The organism is Streptomyces sp. NPDC002896 (genome assembly GCF_040295225.1).
GTDB lineage: Bacteria > Actinomycetota > Actinomycetes > Streptomycetales > Streptomycetaceae > Streptomyces.
Map to the genome: position 1 here is coordinate 501,952 of NZ_JBEOVA010000003.1, position 20,950 is coordinate 522,901.

General features: G+C 70.9%; 19 protein-coding genes. 3 read left to right on the forward strand and 16 right to left on the reverse strand.

Features of this window, described 5'->3' with window-relative positions:
- Positions 1 to 437: 437 nt before the first annotated feature.
- Positions 438 to 1,217 carry a DUF8842 C-terminal domain-containing protein gene (locus ABT009_RS06895; protein ID WP_351290332.1) on the forward strand — a complete coding sequence of 260 codons (780 nt, stop codon included), beginning with the start codon at positions 438 to 440 and terminating at the stop codon, positions 1,215 to 1,217.
- Positions 1,218 to 1,339: 122 nt separating this feature from the next.
- Entirely contained in the window at positions 1,340 to 1,639 is a 300-nt protein-coding gene (locus ABT009_RS06900) for a hypothetical protein (RefSeq protein ID WP_351290334.1), read from the forward strand.
- A 6-nt stretch (positions 1,640 to 1,645) separates the two neighbouring features.
- Here the strand turns inward: ABT009_RS06900 and der are convergent, their stop codons facing one another.
- From der to aroH, 5 genes are all read right to left on the reverse strand, one after another.
- Positions 1,646 to 3,118 carry a ribosome biogenesis GTPase Der gene (der, locus tag ABT009_RS06905; protein ID WP_351290336.1) on the reverse strand — a complete coding sequence of 491 codons (1,473 nt, stop codon included), beginning with the start codon at positions 3,116 to 3,118 and terminating at the stop codon, positions 1,646 to 1,648.
- An 80-nt stretch (positions 3,119 to 3,198) separates the two neighbouring features.
- Complete coding sequence (locus ABT009_RS06910; protein WP_351290338.1) at positions 3,199 to 3,912, reverse strand: lysophospholipid acyltransferase family protein; 714 nt, start codon at positions 3,910 to 3,912, stop codon at positions 3,199 to 3,201.
- On the reverse strand, positions 3,870 to 4,571 hold the full coding sequence (cmk, locus tag ABT009_RS06915) for a (d)CMP kinase (RefSeq protein ID WP_351290340.1): 702 nt from the start codon (positions 4,569 to 4,571) through the stop codon (positions 3,870 to 3,872). The genes ABT009_RS06910 and cmk overlap by 43 nt, the downstream gene beginning before the upstream one ends.
- Before the next feature lie 281 nt (positions 4,572 to 4,852).
- Positions 4,853 to 5,938 (reverse strand): prephenate dehydrogenase, encoded by a 1,086-nt coding sequence (locus tag ABT009_RS06920; protein ID WP_351290342.1) that lies wholly within the window; start codon positions 5,936 to 5,938, stop codon positions 4,853 to 4,855.
- Positions 5,935 to 6,297, reverse strand: a complete 363-nt coding sequence (aroH, locus tag ABT009_RS06925; protein WP_351290344.1) for a chorismate mutase — start codon at positions 6,295 to 6,297, stop codon at positions 5,935 to 5,937. The genes ABT009_RS06920 and aroH overlap by 4 nt, the downstream gene beginning before the upstream one ends.
- A gap of 189 nt (positions 6,298 to 6,486) precedes the next feature.
- Between aroH and ABT009_RS06930 the strand changes: the two genes are divergently transcribed.
- Complete coding sequence (locus ABT009_RS06930; RefSeq protein ID WP_351290346.1) at positions 6,487 to 7,230, forward strand: nucleotidyltransferase domain-containing protein; 744 nt, start codon at positions 6,487 to 6,489, stop codon at positions 7,228 to 7,230.
- A gap of 6 nt (positions 7,231 to 7,236) precedes the next feature.
- Here ABT009_RS06930 and ABT009_RS06935 read toward each other — a convergent pair whose 3' ends face one another.
- The 11 genes from ABT009_RS06935 to pyrG form a co-directional block, all read right to left on the reverse strand.
- Complete coding sequence (locus ABT009_RS06935; protein WP_351290348.1) at positions 7,237 to 8,277, reverse strand: ADP-ribosylglycohydrolase family protein; 1,041 nt, start codon at positions 8,275 to 8,277, stop codon at positions 7,237 to 7,239.
- A complete protein-coding gene (locus tag ABT009_RS06940; RefSeq protein ID WP_351290350.1) occupies positions 8,274 to 8,987 on the reverse strand; it encodes an NUDIX hydrolase in 714 nt (237 codons plus the stop codon). The genes ABT009_RS06935 and ABT009_RS06940 overlap by 4 nt, the downstream gene beginning before the upstream one ends.
- Before the next feature lie 119 nt (positions 8,988 to 9,106).
- Entirely contained in the window at positions 9,107 to 10,171 is a 1,065-nt protein-coding gene (locus tag ABT009_RS06945; RefSeq protein ID WP_351290352.1) for a pseudouridine synthase, read from the reverse strand.
- Positions 10,171 to 10,833 (reverse strand): SMC-Scp complex subunit ScpB, encoded by a 663-nt coding sequence (scpB, locus tag ABT009_RS06950; RefSeq protein WP_351290354.1) that lies wholly within the window; start codon positions 10,831 to 10,833, stop codon positions 10,171 to 10,173. Before scpB ends, ABT009_RS06945 begins: the two co-directional genes overlap by 1 nt.
- On the reverse strand, positions 10,830 to 12,032 hold the full coding sequence (locus tag ABT009_RS06955; RefSeq protein ID WP_351290356.1) for a segregation and condensation protein A: 1,203 nt from the start codon (positions 12,030 to 12,032) through the stop codon (positions 10,830 to 10,832). Before ABT009_RS06955 ends, scpB begins: the two co-directional genes overlap by 4 nt.
- 85 nt (positions 12,033 to 12,117) lie before the next feature.
- Complete coding sequence (locus tag ABT009_RS06960) at positions 12,118 to 12,765, reverse strand: hypothetical protein (protein WP_351290358.1); 648 nt, start codon at positions 12,763 to 12,765, stop codon at positions 12,118 to 12,120.
- Positions 12,750 to 13,877 carry a ParA family protein gene (locus ABT009_RS06965; protein ID WP_351290360.1) on the reverse strand — a complete coding sequence of 376 codons (1,128 nt, stop codon included), beginning with the start codon at positions 13,875 to 13,877 and terminating at the stop codon, positions 12,750 to 12,752. Before ABT009_RS06965 ends, ABT009_RS06960 begins: the two co-directional genes overlap by 16 nt.
- 365 nt (positions 13,878 to 14,242) lie before the next feature.
- The gene (gene ald / locus ABT009_RS06970; RefSeq protein ID WP_351290362.1) at positions 14,243 to 15,358 is read right to left on the reverse strand and encodes an alanine dehydrogenase; all 1,116 of its coding nucleotides are present in this window, start codon (positions 15,356 to 15,358) and stop codon (positions 14,243 to 14,245) included.
- Between the two features lie 221 nt (positions 15,359 to 15,579).
- Positions 15,580 to 17,889, reverse strand: coding sequence for a tetratricopeptide repeat protein (locus ABT009_RS06975; protein ID WP_502989825.1), 2,310 nt, complete (start codon positions 17,887 to 17,889; stop codon positions 15,580 to 15,582).
- A 227-nt stretch (positions 17,890 to 18,116) separates the two neighbouring features.
- Positions 18,117 to 18,743, reverse strand: a complete 627-nt coding sequence (locus ABT009_RS06980) for an NUDIX domain-containing protein (protein WP_351290364.1) — start codon at positions 18,741 to 18,743, stop codon at positions 18,117 to 18,119.
- A gap of 117 nt (positions 18,744 to 18,860) precedes the next feature.
- Positions 18,861 to 20,543 (reverse strand): CTP synthase, encoded by a 1,683-nt coding sequence (pyrG, locus tag ABT009_RS06985; protein WP_351290366.1) that lies wholly within the window; start codon positions 20,541 to 20,543, stop codon positions 18,861 to 18,863.
- Positions 20,544 to 20,950 lie beyond the last annotated feature (407 nt).

Below are 20,950 nucleotides of genomic sequence, written 5' to 3' on the forward strand. Positions count from 1 at the left end.
CCGTACTGCGATCTGGCTGGTGCGGCCGGTGGACGTACCCGAGCGGTGCTCGATGCACACGGCGGAGGAATCTAGGCAGCCGTTCGCCCCGACATCAACCAACTCCTTATTGTTCGAGGTCAGTTGCCCATTACCGGCGGTATCAACGTTTTTCAGCCACCCACTTCATTCGCTGATTTCCGGATTTGTCGACCACGCGCCACGAGAATCTGTGACTCACTTCACCGATCCAACTCCCTTGCCGATTCCGGCAGTTGGCATGGAGTGACCGATTCCGGGCGTCGCGTCACGCTGCGCTTCGGATGGTTCGATTCCGTTCAGGTCCGTGCGTGACTCCGGCCACAGATCGTCCGTTGTTCCTTCATGAGCCGGGAACCGCCCGGCCCGAGCCGGGAAGCGCCCGGTGTCCGTACCAAGCGAATTCCGAGGAGCCACCCGTGCCGCGCATGCTCGACGTCAGCGACGACGTACGCGCCGAGATCGGCGACGAAGAAGCCAACCGGCTGCTCGCCGGAGAGAACACCCCGGGCAGTTACGACTGCACGTCCTGCCGCACCCCGGGCAACTCGGAGCAGGAACGCACCAGCACCGTCCTGTTCGTCGGCGAGGAGACCGCCGTGCTCGCCTTCGCTCACGCCACCTGCCTGCCGTCCCAGGTCGTGCAGGTGAGCGAGGAGCAGCTGCAGGGCGCCGTGCGCTCGATCACCACCGGCGACGACCCCCTCGCCCCCCAGTCCGTGGCCGAGCCGGCCGTCCTGGGTGTTACCAGCGGCCTGGTCCTCATCGAGGGCGAGCTCCACCCGGCGCTCGTCGTCGAGCCGACCGGCCCCATCGCCCGGCCCGGCGCGACGGGGGGCGGCGACGACTTCCTGCCGCTGCTGATCGAGCAGGGCTTCATGCCGGTCTCCGACGTGAACAGCATGCCGCCCGTGCAGCACGGCTGGTCGGTGCTGCTCGCCATGGGCCAGCTGCACGCCGTGCTCCAGCCGGGCACCGGCGGCGGCTCCCCCGTCGCCTGGTGGCAGGCGCACCAGCCGCTCCAGGTCACGGACGGCTGGCGGACGGCGGCCAACAAGCTCCAGCAGGTGCTGGTCTTCGCAGCCCCGGTCGGCACGATCGGCCGCCAGCCCCGCGAGGACCTGATGCGCGAGGCCCTGGACCGTGCCGCGGCCACGGGCAGACTGGTGGCGGCCGCGATGCCGCTTGCAGGCACCTGACGAATCCGCCCGATCCGCCCCGGTCCGGGCATAAAAGGCAGTATCTGTGCGGCTAGGGAGTCGTTGGCACGTACGTGCACACTTACAACCCCTCCCGCCAGCCGTACCACACCATCCCGTCCATGCGCCCTCCGCAGGACGCGACGGTCAGCCACTCGGCCACGCCGATCTACGACACGCTGTACGCCGAGTACCGCAGGTCCTTCAGGACACTGCCGGGCGACCGGAGCGGCGAGGAGAACCTGGTGTTCACCGGTTTCGGGACGGGCGCGGGCGCAGGGCGCCACGACACCCGGGGCGCCGGCGGCCACGCCGGACCGACCAGCCCGACGACCGGCGTCTGGCAAGCAGTCGGGCGGCAGCACGGCTTCGGGAGTCTCTTCCCGGCCGCGCTGCCGCCCGCTCCGCGCAGAGAGCGCTGATCGCGCCTACTTCTTCCTGCCGCGCTTCTCCCGCACCCGCACGGAGATGTGGATCGGCGTCCCCTCGAACCCGAACTCCTCACGCAGCCGGCGCTCCACGAAGCGCCGGTAGCCGTGCTCGATGAAGCCGGAGGCGAAGAGCACGAACCGCGGCGGCTTGGTCCCGGCCTGCGTACCGAACAGGATGCGCGGCTGCTTGCCACCGCGGACCGGGTGCGGGTGGGAGGCGACCAGCTCGCCGAGGAAGGCGTTCAGCCGGCCCGTCGGGACGCGGGTCTCCCAGCCCTCAAGGGCCGTCTCGATCGCCGGGACGAGCTTCTCCATGTGGCGGCCGGTGAGCGCCGAGACGTTGACCCGCGGTGCCCAGGCGACCTGTCCGAGCTCGGTCTCGATCTCCCGCTCCAGGTAGTAGCGGCGCTCCTCGTCGAGGGTGTCCCACTTGTTGTACGCAAGGACGAGCGCGCGGCCCGCTTCGACGGCCATCGTGACGATGCGCTGGTCCTGGACGCTGATGGTGTCGGCCGCGTCGATGAGGACGACGGCGACCTCGGCCTTCTCGACGGCCGCGGCGGTGCGCAGCGAGGCGTAGTAGTCGGCGCCCTGCTGGAGGTGCACGCGCTTGCGGATGCCCGCGGTGTCGACGAACTTCCAGGTCTTGCCGCCGAGTTCGATCATCTCGTCGACCGGGTCGCGGGTGGTGCCTGCGAGCTCGTTGACGACCACGCGCTCTTCCCTCGCGACCTTGTTGAGCAGCGAGGACTTGCCGACGTTCGGGCGGCCGATGAGCGCGATACGGCGGGGGCCGCCGACCGCGGTGCCGAAGGTCTGAGCCGGGGCCTCGGGCAGCGCCTCCAGGACGGCGTCCAGCATGTCGCCGGTGCCGCGGCCGTGCAGCGCGGAGACAGGGTGCGGCTCGCCGAGGCCGAGCGACCACAGCATCGCCGCGTCGGCCTCGCCACTCGGGCCGTCGACCTTGTTGGCGCAGAGCACGACGGGCTTGCCCGCCTTGCGCAGCAACCGTACGACAGCCTCGTCGGTGTCCGTGGCGCCGACCGTCGAGTCGACGACGAAGACGACCGCGTCGGCCGCGTCGATCGCGTACTCGGCCTGCGCGGCGACGGATGCGTCGATGCCGAGGACGTCCTGCTCCCAGCCGCCGGTGTCGACGACCTTGAAGCGGCGGCCCGCCCACTCCGCCTCGTACGTCACACGGTCCCGCGTGACGCCCGGCTTGTCCTCGACGACCGCCTCACGGCGGCCGATGATGCGGTTCACCAGGGTCGACTTGCCGACATTCGGGCGGCCGATGACGGCCAGGACCGGCAGCGGGCCATGACCGGCCGCCTCGATCGCGCCCTCGACATCCTCGATGTCGAAGCCCTCTTCCGCGGCGAGCTCCATGAACTCCGCGTACTCGGCGTCGCCAAGCGCCCCGTGCTCGTGCTCCGCCGAGCCCTCGGGCTGGATCTGGTCGTTCATGAAGTCCGTACCTCGTCGTTCATCGTGGTGATCGGTGGAGTCACCGGGTGATCGACTGCTCGATTCCCCGGGCTGATCCACTACTCAAGTGTCGCCCGGCGTCCGGTCAGACGCCTGGCGTTTTCCAAGTGGGCTGTGAGCTGTCCCTGGATGCGCACAGTCGCCTCGTCGAGCGCCTTGCGCGTACGCCGCCCGCTGCCGTCGCCCGCCTCGAACGGGTCGCCGAAGACGACGTCGACGCGACTGCGCAGCGGCGGCAGCCCTCGTATCAACCGTCCGCGCCGCTCGTCGCTTCCCAGCACCGCGACCGGCACGATCGGCGCTCCGCTGCGCACCGCGAAGTACGCCAGGCCGGCGCGGAGCGAGGCGAAGTCACCGTCGCCCCGGGTGCCCTCCGGGAAGATGCCGAGGACGCCGCCGGACTCCAGGACTCCGAGGGCCTGGGTGATCGCGGTGCGGTCGGCGCTCGTGCGGTCCACCTTCAGCTGGCCGATTCCGCGCAGGAACGGGTCGAGCGGGCCGACGAACGCCTCTTTCTTGATCAGGAAGTGCGTGGGCCGGGGCGCGACGCCCATGACCATCGGCCCGTCGATGTTGTGGGAGTGGTTCACGGCCAGGATCGCCGGGCCGGTCGCGGGGACCTTCCAGGCGCCCAGGACGCGCGGCTTCCACAGGCCGTACATGAGTCCGACGCCGATGCGGCGCCCGACCTCGGCGCCCTGCCGGGACGGCGTCCCGCTCACCGCGGTGGTCACTTCCCGGCCCGCTTCTCCTCGACGAGGGTGACGACGCACTCGATGACCTGCTGCAGCGTGAGGTCGGAGGTGTCCACCTCGATCGCGTCGTCGGACTTGGCGAGCGGCGAGGTCTTGCGGCTGGAGTCGGCCGCGTCCCGCTTGATCAGCGCCGCCTTGGTGGCGGCGAGGTCGGCGGACTCCTTGCCCTTGAGCTCGCCGTTGCGGCGGGCGGCACGTGCCTCGGCGGAGGCGGTGAGGAAGACCTTGAGGTCCGCGTCGGGCAGCACGGTCGTGCCGATGTCGCGGCCCTCCACGACGATGCCGTTCTCGGCCGCTGCGGCGATGGACCGCTGCAGCTCGGTGATGCGGGCGCGGACCTCCGGAACCGCGCTGACCGCGCTCACCTTGGAGGTGACCTCCTGGGTGCGGATCGGGCCGGCGACGTCGGTGCCGTCGACGGAGATCGACGGCGCGGACGGATCCGTACCCGAGATGATCTCGGGCTTGCCGGCCGCGGCGGCTATCGCGCCGGGGTCGGTGATGTCGATCCCGTTGTTCACCATCCACCAGGTGATCGCCCGGTACTGGGCGCCGGTGTCCAGATAGCTGAGGCCGAGCTGCGCGGCGACGGCTTTGGACGTGCTCGACTTGCCCGTGCCGGAGGGCCCGTCGATGGCGACGATCACGGCCTGGGCAGTCCGGGCGGCGGTTTCCACGGCGAAGGACACCTTCCTGGTACGGGGTGGTGGGCAGGCACGGGACACGACCGCGCCCCGCACAAGGTTACTGGCTCCCCGGACCCCGTATTACGGACCGCCCTGGGAGCCCGGTCACCCCTGCGGGGCGGGCCACCGCTGTGGGCAATCGTGCCGCTGGGGCGATGGGGGTCCCCCCTGCTCGAGCGAAGCCGAGAGCTTGGGGGAGGGTGGGCACAGCGGCACCCCTCTGCGTCGGCAACGCCACGGCCGCAGGCCGCCAGGCCGCCAGGGGCGAGCCGCTACTGGCGGATCGCCCAGCCCCTTTCCCGCAGCGCAGCGGTCAGCACCGGCGCCGCCTTCGGCTCCACCATCAGCTCCACCAGTCCCGCCTGCTGGCCCGTCGCGTGCTCGATCCGCACGTCCTCGATGTTGACCCCGGCCATCCCCGCGTCCGCGAAGATCCGGGCCAGCTGCCCCGGCTGGTCGTTGATGAGGACGACGACGCTCTCGTACTGGGCCGGGGCGGCGCCGTGCTTGCCGGGGACGCGGATCTGGCCGCTGTTGCCGCGGCGCAGCATGCCCTGGATGCCCGTGACGCCCTCGCGGCGCTTGGCCTCGTCCGAGGACTGGAGCGCGCGCAGCGCCTGCACCGTCTCGTCGAGATCGGTGGCGACGTCCGCGAGCAGGTCGGCGACCGGCCCGGGGTTCGCGGAAAGGATGTCGATCCACATCCGGGGGTCGGAGGCGGCGATGCGCGTGACGTCGCGGATTCCCTGGCCGCACAGGCGTACCGCGGTCTCCTCGGCGTGCTCCAGGCGGGCCGCGACCATGCTGGACACGAGATGGGGCATGTGCGAGACGAGCGCAACAGCGCGGTCGTGGGAGTCGGCGTCCATCACCACCGGGACGGCGCGGCAGAGCGCGACCAGCTCCAGAGCGAGGTTGAGCACCTCGGTGTCCGTCTCGCGGGTCGGCGTGAGGACCCACGGGCGCCCCTCGAAGAGGTCCCCGGTGGCGGCGAGCGGCCCGGACTTCTCCCGACCGGACATGGGGTGCGTACCGATGTACGCGGACAGGTCCAGGCCCAGCGCCTCCAGGTCGCGGCGCGGGCCGCCCTTGACGCTGGCCACGTCGAGGTAGCCGCGGGCCGCGCCCCTGCGCATCGCGTCGGCGAGCGTCGCGGCGACGTGCGCGGGCGGTACGGCCACGATCGCGAGGTCGACGGGGCCCTCGGGCGCATCGTCCGTGCCGGCGCCCAGCGCGGCGGCGGTGTGGGCCTGCTCCGGGTCGTGGTCGGCGAGGTGGACGGTGACGCCGCGGCCCGAGAGCGCGAGGGCGGCGGAGGTGCCGATCAGGCCGGTTCCGATGACGAGGGCGGTTCTCACTGGGCGATGTCCTTGCGGAGTGCGGCCGCGGCGCCGAGGTAGACGTGCGCGATCTCGGACCGGGGCTTGTCGGACTCGATGTGTGCGAGGACACGGACGACGCGGGGCATGGCCCCGTCGATGTCGAGCTCCTGCGCGCAGATCAGCGGCACGTCCACGATGCCCAGCTTGCGGGCGGCGGCCGCCGGGAAGTCGCTGTGCAGATCCGGGGTGGCCGTGAACCAGACGCTGATCAGGTCGTCGGCGGTCAGTTCGTTCCGCTCCAGGATGGCGGTGAGCAGCTCGCTGACCTGCTCGTCCATGTGGCCGGCCTCGTCCCGCTCGAGTTGGACGGCGCCCCGGACCGCTCGTACCGCCACGGTGTTGCTCCTTGTTCGCGTACGTACTGCATGCCTGCTGCATGCGTCTGCATGCTGGTGCCGCCAGCCTAGTCAGCACCGCACGCGCGCGTGCGCGGCGCCCGCGTGCCGAGACGGGTGCCGCGCGAATGATCACCCTGGAAGGAAAATCCGATCCGCCTCGCACAGCCGCGCGCGTACGCTCCCCGCATGCTCCCCGAGGACCTCGTACGCCATCACACGGTCTACGCCTGTGTGATGGGTTCGCGCGCCTTCGGGCTCGCCACGGACGGCAGCGACACCGACCGCCGTGGCGTCTTCCTGGCACCGACGCGGCTGTTCTGGCGTTTCGAGAAGCCGCCGACCCATGTCGACGGCCCCGCGGAGGAACAGTTCTCGTGGGAGCTGGAGCGCTTCTGCGAGCTGGCGCTGCGCGCCAATCCCAACATCCTGGAGTGCCTGCACTCCCCGCTCGTCGAGTACGTGGACGAGACCGGCCGCGAGCTCCTGGCCCTACGCGGCGCGTTCCTGTCCCGCCGGGCTCATGAGACATTCACCGGTTATGCGGTCGCCCAGCGCAGGAAGCTGGAGGCGGACATACGACAGCACGGCGCGCCCCGCTGGAAGCACGCCATGCATCTCCTCCGGCTGCTGACGAGCTGCCGCGACCTCCTCCGCACGGGCGAGCTGACGATCGATGTCGGCGACGAGCGCGAGCCGCTGCTCGCGGTGAAGCGCGGCGAGGTCCCCTGGCCGCGGGTCGAGTCCAGCATGGCCCGCCTGGCGTCCGAGGCGGACGAGGCGGCCGCCCGCAGCCCGCTCCCGCCTGAGCCGGACCGGGCACGTGTCGAGGACTTCCTGATACGCGTGCGCCGCACTTCAGCACTCCGGTCGGACCCGGGCGACGAGTTCGTGCAGGGCGTGGGGCGCCATCGGGGTGTCCCACAGCGCTAACGGACATCAGGCATCCCAGAGCGCCCCCAGCGTCACCAACTCGCTCCGGTACTCGATCCGGTCCGCCCACTCCCGGGGCCAGGCGTCGGCGCCCAGATGCGCGCCCGCGAACGCCCCCGCCAGGCAGGCGATCGAGTCCGAGTCGCCGGACGTGCAGGCGGCCCGGCGCAGGGCGGTGACCGGCTCGTCGACGAAGAGCAGGAAGCACAGCAGGCCGGTGGCGAGCGCCTCTTCGGCGATCCAGCCCTCGCCGGTGGCCAGGCACGGGTCGGTCTCGGGCGAGGCGGTACGCAGGGCGTGCTGCAGACGCTCCAGGGCCGCCAGGCACTCGTCCCAGCCGCGCGCGATGAAGTGCTCGGGGCTCGGGTCCTGGCTCCGGGTCCACAGCCCGCCGAGCCAGCGCTCGTGGTAGCGGGTGCGGTTCTCGTACGCGTACGAACGCAGCAGCCCGACCAGGCCCGTCGGCTCGGCGCCCTGAGCCAGCAGCCGCACGGCGTGCGCGGTGAGGTCGGACGCGGCGAGCGCGGTGGGGTGGCCGTGGGTGAGAGCCGACTGCAACTGGGCGGCGCCCGCGCGCTGTTCGTCGCTGAGCCCCGGTATGAGCCCGATGGGCGCGACCCGCATGTTGGCGCCGCAGCCCTTGGAGTGGATCTGGCTCGCCTCTTGCCAGATACGGTCGTCCGCCCCCAGCAGGCCGCAGGCGACCAGGCACGTGTTGCCCGGGGCGCGGTTGTTCTCCGGCGACCGGTACCAGTCCACGAATTCCTCGCGCACCGGCCGCTCCATCCGCTGCGGAGCGAGCGGGCCGCGGTCCATGGCGGTGCGCAGGCCGCGCCCGAGGGCCAGCGTCATCTGGGTGTCGTCGGTGACGATCGCGGGCTTCGGGAGTTCCATCCCACGCCACGGGCCGCACTTGGCGAGGATCGACGGTACGTCGTTGAACTCCGTCGGGAAGCCGAGCGCGTCCCCGAGGGCGAGCCCGATGAGGGAGCCGGTGGCGGCGCGCTTCATGCCGGTCCTCCGTACCGAGGGCGTGGCTGAGGTCATGACGGTCGTCCTTCCGGTCGCAGCAGCGGTGGGTGCAGCGTGGTGGCGGTGCCGGCGCGGTAGAGGGCGGCGGGTTTGCCGCGGCCTCCGGTCAGCCGTGCGGCACCGGGGACCGGCTCCACGAAGCCGGGTGTGGCAAGGACCTTGCGCCGGAAGTTGGGCCGGTCGAGCGCGGTGCCCCAGACCGTCTCGTAGATCTGCTGCAACTCGCCGAGTGTGAACTCGGGCGGGCAGAACGACGTGGCGAGGCAGGTGTACTCGAGCTTGGCGCCGACGCGCTCGCGGGCGTCGGCGAGGATCCGGTCGTGGTCGAAGGCGAGTGGCCCCGCGCCGCCGTAGGGCAGCCACCGGGCCTGTGCCGCGTCGCCGCCGCCGCGCGGCTCCGGCACGTCGGGCACGAGCGCGGTGTATGCGACGGAGACGACGCGCATCCGGGGGTCGCGGTCGGGCTCGCTGTACGTACGCAGCTGCTCCAGGTGGAGCCCGGACGCGTCCGCGAGCCCGGTCTCCTCGGCGAGCTCGCGCCGGGCGGCCGTCTCTGCGGCCTCATGGGGCAGGACGAAGCCGCCGGGCAGCGCCCACCGGCCCGCGTACGGCGCCTGCCCGCGCTCGACGAGCAGCACTTGGAGCTCACCCGCGCAGACGGTGAGCACGGCGAGGTCGACGGTGACGGCGAAGGGCTCGAAGGCGTGTTTGTCGTAGCCCCGCATCACCCGCCCACCCCTTTAATAGTCGTAACGACTATAAACAGCGGGGTGTGCAGGCACAAGAAGGCGGCTGGCTCCCGTCGCTACGGGAACCAGCCGCCACATGACCGAACGTGGAGGATCTACAGGTCGACTTCCTTCATCAGCATGCCGACCTCGGTGTTCGACAGGCGCCGCAGCCAGCCCGACTTCTGGTCGCCCAGCGTGATGGGCCCGAAGGACACGCGGACGAGCTTGTCGACGGGGAAGCCCGCCTCGGCGAGCATGCGGCGCACGATGTGCTTGCGGCCCTCGTGGAGGGTCACCTCGACCAGGTAGTTCTTGCCGGTCTGCTCGACGACGCGGAAGTGGTCCGCGCGCGCGTACCCGTCCTCCAGCTGGATGCCGTCCTTGAGCTGCTTGCCCAGGTCACGCGGGATCGGACCCACGATGTGCGCGAGGTAGGTCTTCTTCACGCCGTACTTCGGGTGCGTGAGGCGGTGGGCCAGCTCGCCGTGGTTGGTGAGCAGGATGACGCCCTCGGTCTCCGTGTCGAGCCGCCCGACGTGGAAGAGGCGCGTCTCGCGGTTCGTGACGTAGTCCCCGAGGCACTGGCGGCCCTCCGGGTCCTCCATCGTCGACACGACGCCGGCCGGCTTGTTGAGGGAGAAGAACTGGTACGACTGCGTGGCCACGGTCAGCCCGTCGACCTTGATCTCATCGTTCTCCGGGTCGACGCGCAGGCCCTGCTCGAGGACGATCTCGCCGTTGACCTCGACGCGCGCCTGCTCGATCAGCTCCTCGCACGCGCGCCGCGAACCGTAGCCCGCCCGCGCGAGGACCTTCTGAAGCCGCTCGCCCTCCTGCTCGGCGCCCGGGAAGGTCTTGGGCAGCTTGATGTCCTTCTTGCCCGCGTACCGCTCGCGGTTCCGCTCCTCGGCACGGGCCTCGTACTCGCGGGAGCGCGCCGGAGCCGTACGGCCGCCGCGCTGCGGCTGCCCCTGCTTGGGGCCGCCCTTGGCGCCTCCGCGGGCCGCCGCGCCCCGGCCCTTCTTGGGCCCGTCGCCGCCCGCGCCGCCGGAACCCCCCACGTCGTAGCGGCGCTCCTCGGGACGGGGGCGGCCCGCGCGCTTCTGCTTGTCGTCGCGCTCGTTACCGGCCCCCCGGTAGTTACCGCGTCCGCTGCTGTTCCTGCCGCTGCTTCGCATCAAAGTTCCGTCGTCGTCGTGTCGCGTGCGTCTGAATCCGGATCCGGTGCATCCGGATCGAATGACGGAACCCCTTCCTGCGTCTCGGCCTCGATCGCCTCCGCCTCCGGGAGGAAGGGCGCGAGCTCCGGGAGCTCGTCCAGGCCGCGCAGGCCCATCCGCTCCAGAAAGTAGTTCGTCGTCCTGTACAGGATCGCACCTGTTTCGGGTTCCGCGCCCGCCTCCTCCACGAGACCGCGCTGGAGCAGGGTCCGCATCACACCGTCACAGTTCACTCCGCGCACCGCGGAGACCCGGGAACGGCTGACCGGCTGGCGGTACGCGACGACGGCGAGCGTCTCCAGCGCGGCCTGCGTGAGGCGCGCCTGCTGGCCATCCAGGACGAAGCCCTCGACGGCCGCGGCGTACTCGGGGCGCGTGTAGAAACGCCAGCCGCCGGCCACGAGCCGCAGCTCGAAGCCGCGTCCCTGCACGGTGTACTCGTCGGCCAGCTCGCGCAGTGCGTCGGCGACCGCCCGCCGGGGCCGCTCCAGGATCTTGGCCAGGTGCTCCTCGGTCGCGGGCTCGTCGACGACCATGAGGACGGCCTCGAGGGCGGGCTTGAGGTCGAGATCCGCGACGGTGCGCAGGCCGGCCGGGCTCTCGGTCGTCTCCTCGATCACGCCTTCTCCTCCTTGGCTTCCGCGTCTCCGGCTTCCCGGCCCTTGGCTTCCGCGTCCTTGGCTTCCGCGTCCTTGGGTTCCTCGGGTGGTCGGTCGAACTCGTCCGTCACCCTCGGCTGCTCGTCGCCGTCCCCACCGGTCCAGCGCACCAGCAGCTCGCCGAGGGCGGTCTCCTGTTCCAGCGCCACGGCCTTCTCCCGGTACAGCTCCAGCAGGGCCAGAAAGCGGGCGACGACGGTGAGCGTGTCGTCGGTGTCCTCCACGAGGGTGCGGAAGCTGGCCTCGCCGAGCTCCCGCAGCCGCGCCACGACGATCCCGGCCTGCTCCTGCACGCTCACCAGCGGGGCGTGGATGTGGTCGACGTACACCTGCGGCTTGGGCTTGGGCTGCATCGCCTTCACGGCGAGCTTGGCGAAGCCCTCGGCGCCGATGCTGATGACGACGTCGGGCAGCAGCTCGGCGTGGTGCGGCTCGAGACCGACGGTACGCGGGTAGCGCCGCGCCTCGTCGTCGAGGCGCCCGCTGAAGATGTCCGCGATCCGTTTGTACGCGCGGTACTGCAGCAGCCGCGCGAACAGCAGGTCACGTGCCTCGAGCAGCGCGAGATCGGCCTCGTCCTCGACCTCCGCGGTGGGCAGCAGCCGCGCCGCCTTCAGATCGAGCAGCGTGGCCGCAACGACGAGGAACTCGGTCGTCTGGTCGAGATCCCAGTCCGGCCCCATGGCCCGGATGTGCGCCATGAACTCATCGGTCACCTTGGACAACGCGACCTCGGTGACATCGAGCTTGTGCTTGGCGATCAACTGCAGAAGCAGATCAAAGGGCCCCTCAAAGTTCGCCAGCCGAACTTTGAACTTCCCGTCCGACGGCTCGTTGGCGGGCGCCGCCACAGGGTTGTGGGCAGGCGTTCCGCTGGGCGATGGGGGTCCCCCCTGCTCGAGCGAGGCCGAGAGCTTGGGAGAGGGTGGGCACACCCCCCCACGGTCCGCACCGGACCCAGCAACCTCAGCTACAGCCGGACCCTCCGCCGAAGGCGGCGCAGCCTCCGCAGGAGGAGCAGCACCCTCCGCAGGAGGAGCAGCACCCTCCGCAGATGGCGCCAACGGCGCCTCGCCCGGCGCCGCCCCCGGCCCCCGCCCCAACGCCCGCCTACGGGCAGCCCGAGGCGACGGAACAGAGTCGTCAGAGGTCGGCGGCATCACGGTCCAGGGCAGAGAGTACGCAGCGTACGAAGGAAGCGCGGGCCAAGGCCCGCGTACGAACTCGCAGGCTACCGCCTACCCCCTACCGCCCCCGAAGCCGCCGCACAAGAATGCTGGCGTCCCCACGCGACTCAAGATCCGCGAGGACGACCGCGACAGCCTCCCGCACGATCCGCCCGCGATCCACCGCAAGACCATGCTCCCCGCGCAGCACCAGCCGCGCATGCTCGAGGTCCATCAGCTCCTCGGCGGAGACGTACACCGTGATCTTCTCGTCGTGGCGCTCGCGCCCACTGGGCCTGCGCGCCGCGGCCCGGCCGCGCCGCCGAGCTGCCGCAGACCCGGAGGACGCCCCGGATCCGGCAGATGCACCCGCCGCCGCCCCGGCAGCCCCCGGACCCGCAGAGGAGGACCCCTCCTTCAGCGCCCGGCGGCGCCCCGCCGCCCTCTCGCCCTCCGCCGCAGCCGACCGGCTGCGGGACTCGCCCGCCTCGGACTCGATGTCCGCGGCGGCGTGCTCGGCGCTCTCGCGGTCGTCGCCGCCCAGCGCTGCCGCACCCGCCGACTGCGACTGCGCGTCCTCCGCGGCGACGGCGTCGCTCTCGCCCGCCGGACCAGGCACCCTGGCCTCGCCGTTGACCGGTCGCCTCGGGGTGGACGCCTGGAGCGCCGTTCCCCCGGTCGTACGGAACAGTTCGTCGGCCCCCGGCAGACTCACTCGGCGTGACACCGGGCGAGCACCTCCCTGGCGAGCTGGCGATAGGCGGCGGCACCGACGGAGTTGGAGGCGTACGTGGTGATCGGCTCACCGGCGACCGTGGTCTCCGGGAAGCGGACCGTGCGTCCGATGACCGTGTGGTACACGTGATCGTCGAAGGCCTCGACCACGCGGGCCAGGACCTCACGGCTGTGCACGGTCCGGGAGTCGTACATCGTGGCGAGGATGCCGTCGAGCTCGAGCTCCGGGTTGAGCCGCTCCTGGACCTTCTCGATGGTCTCGGTGAGCAGCGCGACACCGCGCAGCGCGAAGAACTCGCACTCGAGCGGCACGATCACCTTGTGGGCCGCGGTCAGGGCGTTGACGGTCAGCAGGCCGAGCGAGGGCTGGCAGTCGATCACGATGTAGTCGTAGTCGGCCATGAGCGGCTTCAGGGCGCGCTGGAGCGTCGACTCGCGCGCGACCTCGCTCACCAGCTGCACCTCGGCGGCCGAGAGGTCGATGTTGCTGGGCAGCAGGTCCATGTTCGGGACCGCTGTCTTCAGCAGGACCTCGTCCGCGGACATCCCCCGCTCCATGAGCAGGTTGTAGACCGTGAGGTCGAGCTCCATCGGGTTCACGCCGAGGCCCACGGAGAGTGCGCCCTGCGGGTCGAAGTCGACGAGCAGCACCCGGCGTCCGTATTCGGCGAGCGCGGCGCCCAGGTTGATGGTCGACGTCGTCTTGCCGACGCCGCCCTTCTGGTTGCACATCGCGATGATCTTCGCGGGACCGTGATCGGTCAGCGGGCCCGGGATCGGGAAGTAGGGCAGGGGGCGGCCGGTCGGGCCGATGCGCTCGCGGCGCTGGCGAGCGGCATCGGGCGCGAGCGTGGCCGCGTACTCGGGATCGGGCTCGTATTCGGCGTCCGGGTCGTAGAAGTGCCCGTCGGGCAGTTCGTCGTAGTCGGCGAAGTGGTTGTGGACCTCGCCGCTTCCGTTGCCGGCCATGGCGTTCACGTGATGGCCATCCATGCTCTGGTGTGCTGTCTGAGTCATCCGGGGACTCTGGTGGGCTGCGAAGGTACGGACAGCGACGGAGCCGACAGCCTCGAGCCCCGTGGGCCCTTGGCCCTGCGCAGGCATTCCTGGTTGACCACCCCCGGGAGAAAATGTCGACTCATTCACAAGTCGTCTTACCTCCTTGGTGACCAGGAAACTTCTAGATAGGTCAGCGTGGCACCATGCCGACGGTTGGCGACTCTATGGCGTGTCACCGGTCCGCAGCAACACAATCCACCGGACCCGGCACGATGTGTCGGCAACCGAACACCCCTCTGTCAAGGGCGTACAGCAGCCATTGGCCGCGTTTCCCGGGTGTACGAATCGGTTGAACCGCTACGTTCGAGGCAAGTTGAGCGAGTCTCGCAAAGTGAGCCGACACACATCCGGCCGGACCTTGTCGGGCAAGGTCCGGCCGGGTGAGCGGTGTTGACGTACGCCGTTGACGGTCAGCCGAGCAGGGACTCGAGTTCGACGTGGTCCAGGCCGTGCGCCTCGGCCACCTCGCGGTAAACCACCTTGCCGTCATGCGTGTTGAGGCCCTTGGCCAGCGCCGCGTCGCGGCGCAGGGCCTCGGCCCAGCCGCGGTTCGCGACCTCCACGATGTACGGCAGCGTGGCATTCGTCAGCGCGTACGTCGAGGTGTTCGGGACGGCGCCGGGCATGTTGGCGACGCAGTAGAAGACCGAGTTGTGCACCCGGAAGGTCGGCTCGGCGTGCGTGGTCGGACGCGAGTCCTCGAAGCAGCCACCCTGATCGATCGCGATGTCGACAAGGACACTTCCCGGCTTCATCCGCGAGACGAGCTCGTTGGTGACCAACTTCGGGGCCTTGGCGCCCGGGATGAGCACGGCACCGATGACCAGGTCGGCGTCGAGGCACGCCTTCTCGAGCTCGAAGGCGTTGGAGACGACAGTCTGGATCTTCGTACCGAAGATCTTGTCGGCCTCCTTGAGCTTGTTGATGTCCTTGTCGAGCAGGGTCACGTGGAAGCCCATGCCGATGGCGATCTGCGCGGCGTTCCAGCCGGAGACACCGCCGCCGATGACGACGGCCTTCGCGGCCGGCACACCGGGGACGCCGCCCGGCAGCACACCGCGGCCGCCGTTCGCGGCCATCAGGTGGTACGCGCCGACCTGCGGGGCCAGGCGCCCGGCGACCTCGGACATCGGGGCGAGCAGCGGCAGCGCCCGGCTGGGCAGCTCGACGGTCTCGTACGCGATCGCGGTGGTGCCCGACTCGAGGAGTGCGTCGGTGCACTCCTTGGACGCGGCCAGATGCAGGTAGGTGAAGAGCGTCTGGTCCTTGCGGAGGCGGTGGTACTCCTCCGCGATGGGCTCCTTGACCTTGAGCAGCAGGTCGGCGGCGGCCCAGACCTGGTCTGCGGTCTCCAGGATCTGCGCCCCGGCCGCCACGTACTCGTCGTCCGGGATCGAGGAGCCGACACCGGCGTTCCGCTCAACGACGACCTGGTGGCCGTTGCGCACGAGCTCATGCACGCCGGCCGGAGTGATGGCGACGCGGAACTCGTTGTTCTTGACCTCGCGGGGGATGCCGACCTTCATCGTCGATCACGGTCCTTGGCTCAGGGATTTTTCTGGCAATGCAACACATACCCGGATGCACAGGGGTGCATCGGGAGGCACCGCAAAAGTACGCGGCAGAGCCAGTCTAATGAAGGATTTCCGGCTGTCTAGCCTTTCAATGCATCCGTCTCTCGCAGATGTACTACGGATTTCGTAGGCGTTAGAGGTCTGTGCCATTGATGCCCAGGCCTGCCGGGCTCTCAGCCCGTCGTCCTGCAGGCCTCCTGCTCCGCGTCCTGCGGCTCCTCCGCGCCCGCCGAAGCGTCCACGTCGGCCGAGGCGTCCGCGCCTGCCGGGCCCTCCGTGCCTGCCGGGCCGTCCGCGCCTGCCAGGCCCTGCTCGTCGGCCCGCTCCGCCGGCTCCGGCCCTTCGCCGTCTCGCCGGACCTCGTGGCGCTCCGGCCCTTCGTGACGCTCGAGACGCTCCCGGCGCTCCGGCCCCTCACGCCGCTCCCGGCCGCTCCCCTGGAGGTCCGGCCCCAGCATCCGTTCGGCCACACCGCGGTGCAGCCGCGCCGCGGCGGGATCCCCGAGGCGTTCCAGCGTGTCGGCGAGGCGGAGCTGCAGCGCGCCCTGCAGCCGCAGGTCACGTGCGTGCCGCGCCCGCTCCACGGCCTCCTGGCAGGTACGCAGCGACTCCTCCGGCCGCCCCGCGTACTCCTGCACCCGTGCCATCTCGCTCAACGCCCTGGCCAGGGCGGGCACATCGCCCGCCCTGCGGTACGCGGCGACCGCCGACCGCCAGTTGCGCAGCGCCTCGCCGTAGCGGCCCGCGTAGGTGTAGACGGTGCCGATACGGCCGTACAGCCGGGCCGCGTCGCCGCGCTCGCCGTTGGCGAGCCGCTGCGCCAGGGCGCGCCCGTACCAGTCGGCGGCCCGGTGCCAGTCCCCCAGCTCCTGGTGGGCACCGCCTACGGATTCCATCGCGCGGCCGGTCGCATACGGGTCGTTCGCCTGCCGCCCGGCGTCCAGCGCCGCCCGGTAGCGGGCCAGCGCCTGCTGCGTACGGCCTGTCCGGGCGTCGAGGTCCGCGAGGTTCAGCAGCGCCGCGGCCTGCTCGCGGTGGAGGTCACGGCGCTCGGCGACGTCGAGTACGAGCCCGTGGATGCCATACAGCTCGGGGGCGGCCGCCTCAGTGCCGCGGTGTGCGACCAGTGCCCGGACCAGGGCCGCCATGAGCCGGCGGGCGAGGGTGTCCAGTTCGCCGTCGGCGACCGCGAGCCGGGCCGCGGCGAGCAGCGCGGGCTGCCGGACCCGCAGCCACTCGGCGGCGGCCGCGGGGCTCGGGAAGCGCAGGGCGCGGGGCAGCCCGGCGAGCTTCTTGCGGGCGGGTGAGCCGTCCGGTTCGGTGGTGGCGCGGCACGACTGCAGGAGCCGTACGGTCCGCTCCAGCATCCGGGCGCGGGCCAGCTGGACCTCGGCGGGGCGGTCCAGCGACTCGGTCAGGCCGCGCAGCAGCGGCATCAGGCAGCCGGGCACCTCGTACTGCGGCAGCGGCGAGTCGACGGGCCGCAGCAGTCCGAGTGCGGCGAACTCGTCCAGCCGCGCCTGGGCCGTGGAGACCGAGCAGCCCGCGAGCGCCGACGCGGTGTGCGGATCGATGAGGCCGGCGGGGGCGAGTGACAGCAGACGAAGAGTCCGCGCGGCGACCAGCGGGAGCGCCACGTACGCGTGCCGGAAGGCCCGCTCCAGTGCCGGGCCTTCGTCGGTCTCGCTGCGCAGCCATTTGGCCAGGTCGGCCACCGATGCCTGAGGGCGGGCCGCGAGCCAGCCCCCGGCGAGGAGCAGTGCCGCGGGCTGCCCGCCGCACTGCTCGACGAGGGTCTCGGCGGCATGCGGGTCGCAGGTGATGCGTACCGATCCCGTGAACCGGCCGAGGAGTTCGACCGCGGACTTGGTGTCGAGGCCGCCGAGCGTGCAGGGCCGCACGTCGGTGATCCCGGTCAGCGGCCCTCCGGAGACCGCGACGACGAGGCAGTCGGGGTTGTCCGGCAGCAGCGCGTCGACCTGCTCGGCGCTCGCTGCGTCGTCGAGGAGCAGCAGGGCGCGGCGGCCGGCGAAGGCGCCGCGCAGCGCCTCGGTGAGGTCGTCCTCCGCCGCTCCGGGCGGGGCTGGGAGGTCGAGGGCGTCGAGGAGTTCGCGGGCCGTACGCTCGGTAGGCACCGGCGTGCCGCCCGGCTCGGTCAGCCGGGCCCGCAGCACGCCGTCCGGGTAACGGCCGGCGACCTGCCGTACCAGCTCTTCGGCGAGCGCCGAGCGGCCGGAACCGGGCCTTCCGGCGATGAGCAGCACGCGGGCGCGGGGGGCCTTGCGCCCCGCCAGGGTGTCGAGGCCGGTGCGCTCGATGTCCGCGCGGAGTTCCTTCAACTCCCTTGTGCGGCCGAGGAACTGACGGACCTTCGGGGGATCGGAGGGAGTCGCGGGACTCTCCGCAGGAGCGGACCCGGCAGCCGATTGCTGCCCCTCCCCCGGCACTTCCGCGCCGCCGGTGTCCACCGCCTGATCCGCCACGGGCCACGCTCCCGTCAAACTGCGCACACGATCCCGCCGGGAATTTCGGTCGGGGCGTTTCCAGAGGGTAGTTCACGCTCTGCAACGAACCCCTGGGAGCACGACGGGGACGTCCCTCGATCGGATCAGCCGATCGTCGGATCGGCGGCGGGACGGGCTGTTTTCAGCCCGTCCCGCCTTTGAGGACGTGGCGGCGCAGCCGCCGATCAACGGGCAGGCGGCCGCCGTCAGGCGTCGAAGGGCCGTGCCGGCCAAGGCGCCTCGGCCGGGCGCAGGCTGTCCAGGCCGTCGCCGTTCAGTGCCGCGGTGAGCGAAAGGGCGCCCACGACCAGGCAGTTGTTGTGCAGGTCGCCGGCGAGGACGCCGCGTACCAGCTCGTCGAGCGGGACGCGGGCCAGCTCCATGTCGGCCTCCTCGTCCTCGACCTCGAAGCGCTCGCCGTCGGCCTCGGACAGCTCGCGGGCGAGGAAGATACGGACGGCCTCGTCGCAGCCGCCGGGCGTGGTGTAGACGTCGACGAGCACACGCCAGTCCTCGGCCTTGACGTGCGCCTCCTCGTAGAGCTCGCGCTGCGCGGCGTGCAGGGGGTTCTCGCCGGGGACGTCGAGGAGCCCGGCGGGGATCTCCCAGAGCTTCTGCCGCACCGGATGCCGGTACTGGCGCAGGACCACGACACGGTTCTGCTCGTCGAGGGCGAGAACGGCCACGGAGCCGGGGTGGACCTGGTAGTCGCGGCGGACAACCGTTCCGTCGGGCATGACGACGTCGTCGGTGCGGACGGACGTCTTGTTCCCCACGAAGGGGGTGTCCGTCGCCCGGATCTCCCACTCCTCGGCGGTGTCCTTGATCGTCATGTCGACCTGCCCTCCTCAACGCGCACGGCCAAACAGCACGCGCAAACACAGAACAAATACAGAAACCGGGGCACGTCGCCCGAAAGCACGTACCCCGGCAACCGTATCGCCCTTGTGTTACTTCCCGGGCTTGCCCGTCTTGCGGGCAGCCTGCTGCCGCTCGACGGCCGCCTTGACGAGGCCGGCGAAGAGCGGGTGCGGCCGGGTCGGACGGGAGCGCAGCTCGGGGTGCGCCTGGGTCGCGACCAGGTACGGGTGGACGTCGCGCGGGTACTCGACGTACTCCACGAGCTTGCCGTCCGGCGAGGTGCCGGAGAACTGCAGGCCGGCCTTCTTCTCCAGCTCCGCGCGGTAGGCGTTGTTCACCTCGTAGCGGTGGCGGTGGCGCTCCTCGACGTACTCCTTGCCGCCGTACACCTCGCGGACGATCGAGCCCTCGGCGAGCTTCGCCGGGTACATGCCGAGCCGCATGGTGCCGCCCATGTCGCCCTCACCGGCGACGATGTCGAGCTGCTCCGCCATGGTGGAGATCACCGGGTGGCCGGTCGCGGCGTCGAACTCGGTGGAGTTGGCGTCGGGGATGTCCGCGAGATTGCGCGCGGCCTCGATCACGATGCACTGAAGGCCGAGGCAGAGGCCGAGCAGCGGGATCTTGTTCTCGCGGGCGTACCGGATCGCGCCGACCTTGCCGCTCACACCGCGGTCGCCGAAGCCGCCGGGGACGCAGATCGCGTCCACGTCAGAGAGCTGCTCGGCGGCGCCCGCAGGGGTCTTGCAGTCGTCCGAGGTGACCCACTTGATCTTGACGCGGGTCTTGTTGGCGAAGCCGCCCGCGCGCAGCGCCTCGGTGACCGACAGATAAGCGTCGGGCAGGTCGATGTACTTGCCGACGAGCGCGAGCGACACCTCGTGCTCGGGCTTGTGGACGCGGTCGAGCAGGTCGTCCCAGGTCGACCAGTCGACATCGCGGAACGGCAGGTCGAGCTTGCGCACGACGTAGGCGTCCAGGCCCTCGGTGTGCAGCACCTTCGGGATGTCGTAGATCGACTTGGCGTCGACACAGGCCACGACCGCGGTCTCGTCGACGTCGCACATCAGCGAGATCTTGCGCTTGATGGAGGTGGGCACGTCGCGGTCGGCGCGCAGCACGATGGCGTCCGGCTGGATACCGATGTTGCGCAGAGCCGCGACCGAGTGCTGGGTCGGCTTGGTCTTCAGCTCGCCGGACGGGCCGATGTAGGGCAGCAGCGAGATGTGCACGACGAAGACGTTGTCGCGGCCGACCTCGTGGCGGACCTGGCGGACGGTCTCCAGGAACGGCAGCGACTCGATGTCGCCGACCGTGCCGCCGACCTCGGTGATCACGACGTCGACGTCGTCGGTCGCCATACGGCGGATGCGGTGCTTGATCTCGTTGGTGATGTGCGGGATGACCTGCACGGTGTCGCCCAGGTACTCACCGCGCCGCTCCTTGGCGATCACCGTCGAGTAGACCTGGCCGGTGGTGACGTTCGCGGACCCGTCGAGGTCCACGTCCAGGAAGCGCTCGTAGTGACCGATGTCCAGGTCGGTCTCGGCACCGTCGTTGGTGACGAACACCTCACCGTGCTGGAAGGGGTTCATCGTGCCGGGGTCGACGTTGATGTACGGGTCGAGCTTCTGCATCGTGACCCGAAGCCCACGCGCCTTGAGCAGCGCGCCCAGGCTGGAGGCGGTGAGGCCCTTGCCGAGGGAGGAGGCGACGCCCCCGGTGACGAAGATGTGCTTGGTCGTCGAGGGTGACGAGGATCGATTCGGCATGGCCAAGGCGGAACTCCCGTGGTCGCGGTCTGAATTGCGTGCCGGCTTTCTCGGATTCCGGGAGATCGGAATTCCGGGGTGCCGTCGCTGCGGTTCGGGGGTCTCGCAACGCCGGAGAATGCCCACCGGTCCACGGGCTACCAGGGTATCAGCGGCGAGGCGTGACTGCTTCCGGCCACGCTCCGCACACCGCTCGCACACGGTCCGCCACAGACGTCACCCGGCGCCCACTCTTTCGGCTCATTACTGTTGACCGGTGCGGCACGCGGAGACCTACGGTGCGTCGTATCCTGCTCGGACATTCGCTGCCGAGTCGGCCCGGCAAACGGCACCACCCCAGCCCGCCCGGAACAACTGCTCGTCAGTTCCTTCTTGAAGATCGTTCCCCTTCACCGCAGAGCGAGCGC

What these genes read in the sequence shown, in the direction of transcription:
- ABT009_RS06900 (WP_351290334.1), top strand. Translation starts at nt 1,340, where the DNA reads ATGCGCCCTCCGCAGGACGCGACGGTCAGCCACTCGGCCACGCCGATC.
- der (WP_351290336.1), bottom strand. Translation starts at nt 3,118, where the DNA reads ATGAACGACCAGATCCAGCCCGAGGGCTCGGCGGAGCACGAGCACGGG.
- ABT009_RS06930 (WP_351290346.1), top strand. Translation starts at nt 6,487, where the DNA reads ATGCTCCCCGAGGACCTCGTACGCCATCACACGGTCTACGCCTGTGTG.
- ABT009_RS06935 (WP_351290348.1), bottom strand. Translation starts at nt 8,277, where the DNA reads ATGACCTCAGCCACGCCCTCGGTACGGAGGACCGGCATGAAGCGCGCC.
- ABT009_RS06940 (WP_351290350.1), bottom strand. Translation starts at nt 8,987, where the DNA reads ATGCGGGGCTACGACAAACACGCCTTCGAGCCCTTCGCCGTCACCGTC.
- ABT009_RS06945 (WP_351290352.1), bottom strand. Translation starts at nt 10,171, where the DNA reads ATGCGAAGCAGCGGCAGGAACAGCAGCGGACGCGGTAACTACCGGGGG.
- ABT009_RS06955 (WP_351290356.1), bottom strand. Translation starts at nt 12,032, where the DNA reads ATGCCGCCGACCTCTGACGACTCTGTTCCGTCGCCTCGGGCTGCCCGT.
- ABT009_RS06965 (WP_351290360.1), bottom strand. Translation starts at nt 13,877, where the DNA reads ATGCCTGCGCAGGGCCAAGGGCCCACGGGGCTCGAGGCTGTCGGCTCC.
- ald (WP_351290362.1), bottom strand. Translation starts at nt 15,358, where the DNA reads ATGAAGGTCGGCATCCCCCGCGAGGTCAAGAACAACGAGTTCCGCGTC.
- ABT009_RS06980 (WP_351290364.1), bottom strand. Translation starts at nt 18,743, where the DNA reads ATGACGATCAAGGACACCGCCGAGGAGTGGGAGATCCGGGCGACGGAC.
- pyrG (WP_351290366.1), bottom strand. Translation starts at nt 20,543, where the DNA reads ATGCCGAATCGATCCTCGTCACCCTCGACGACCAAGCACATCTTCGTC.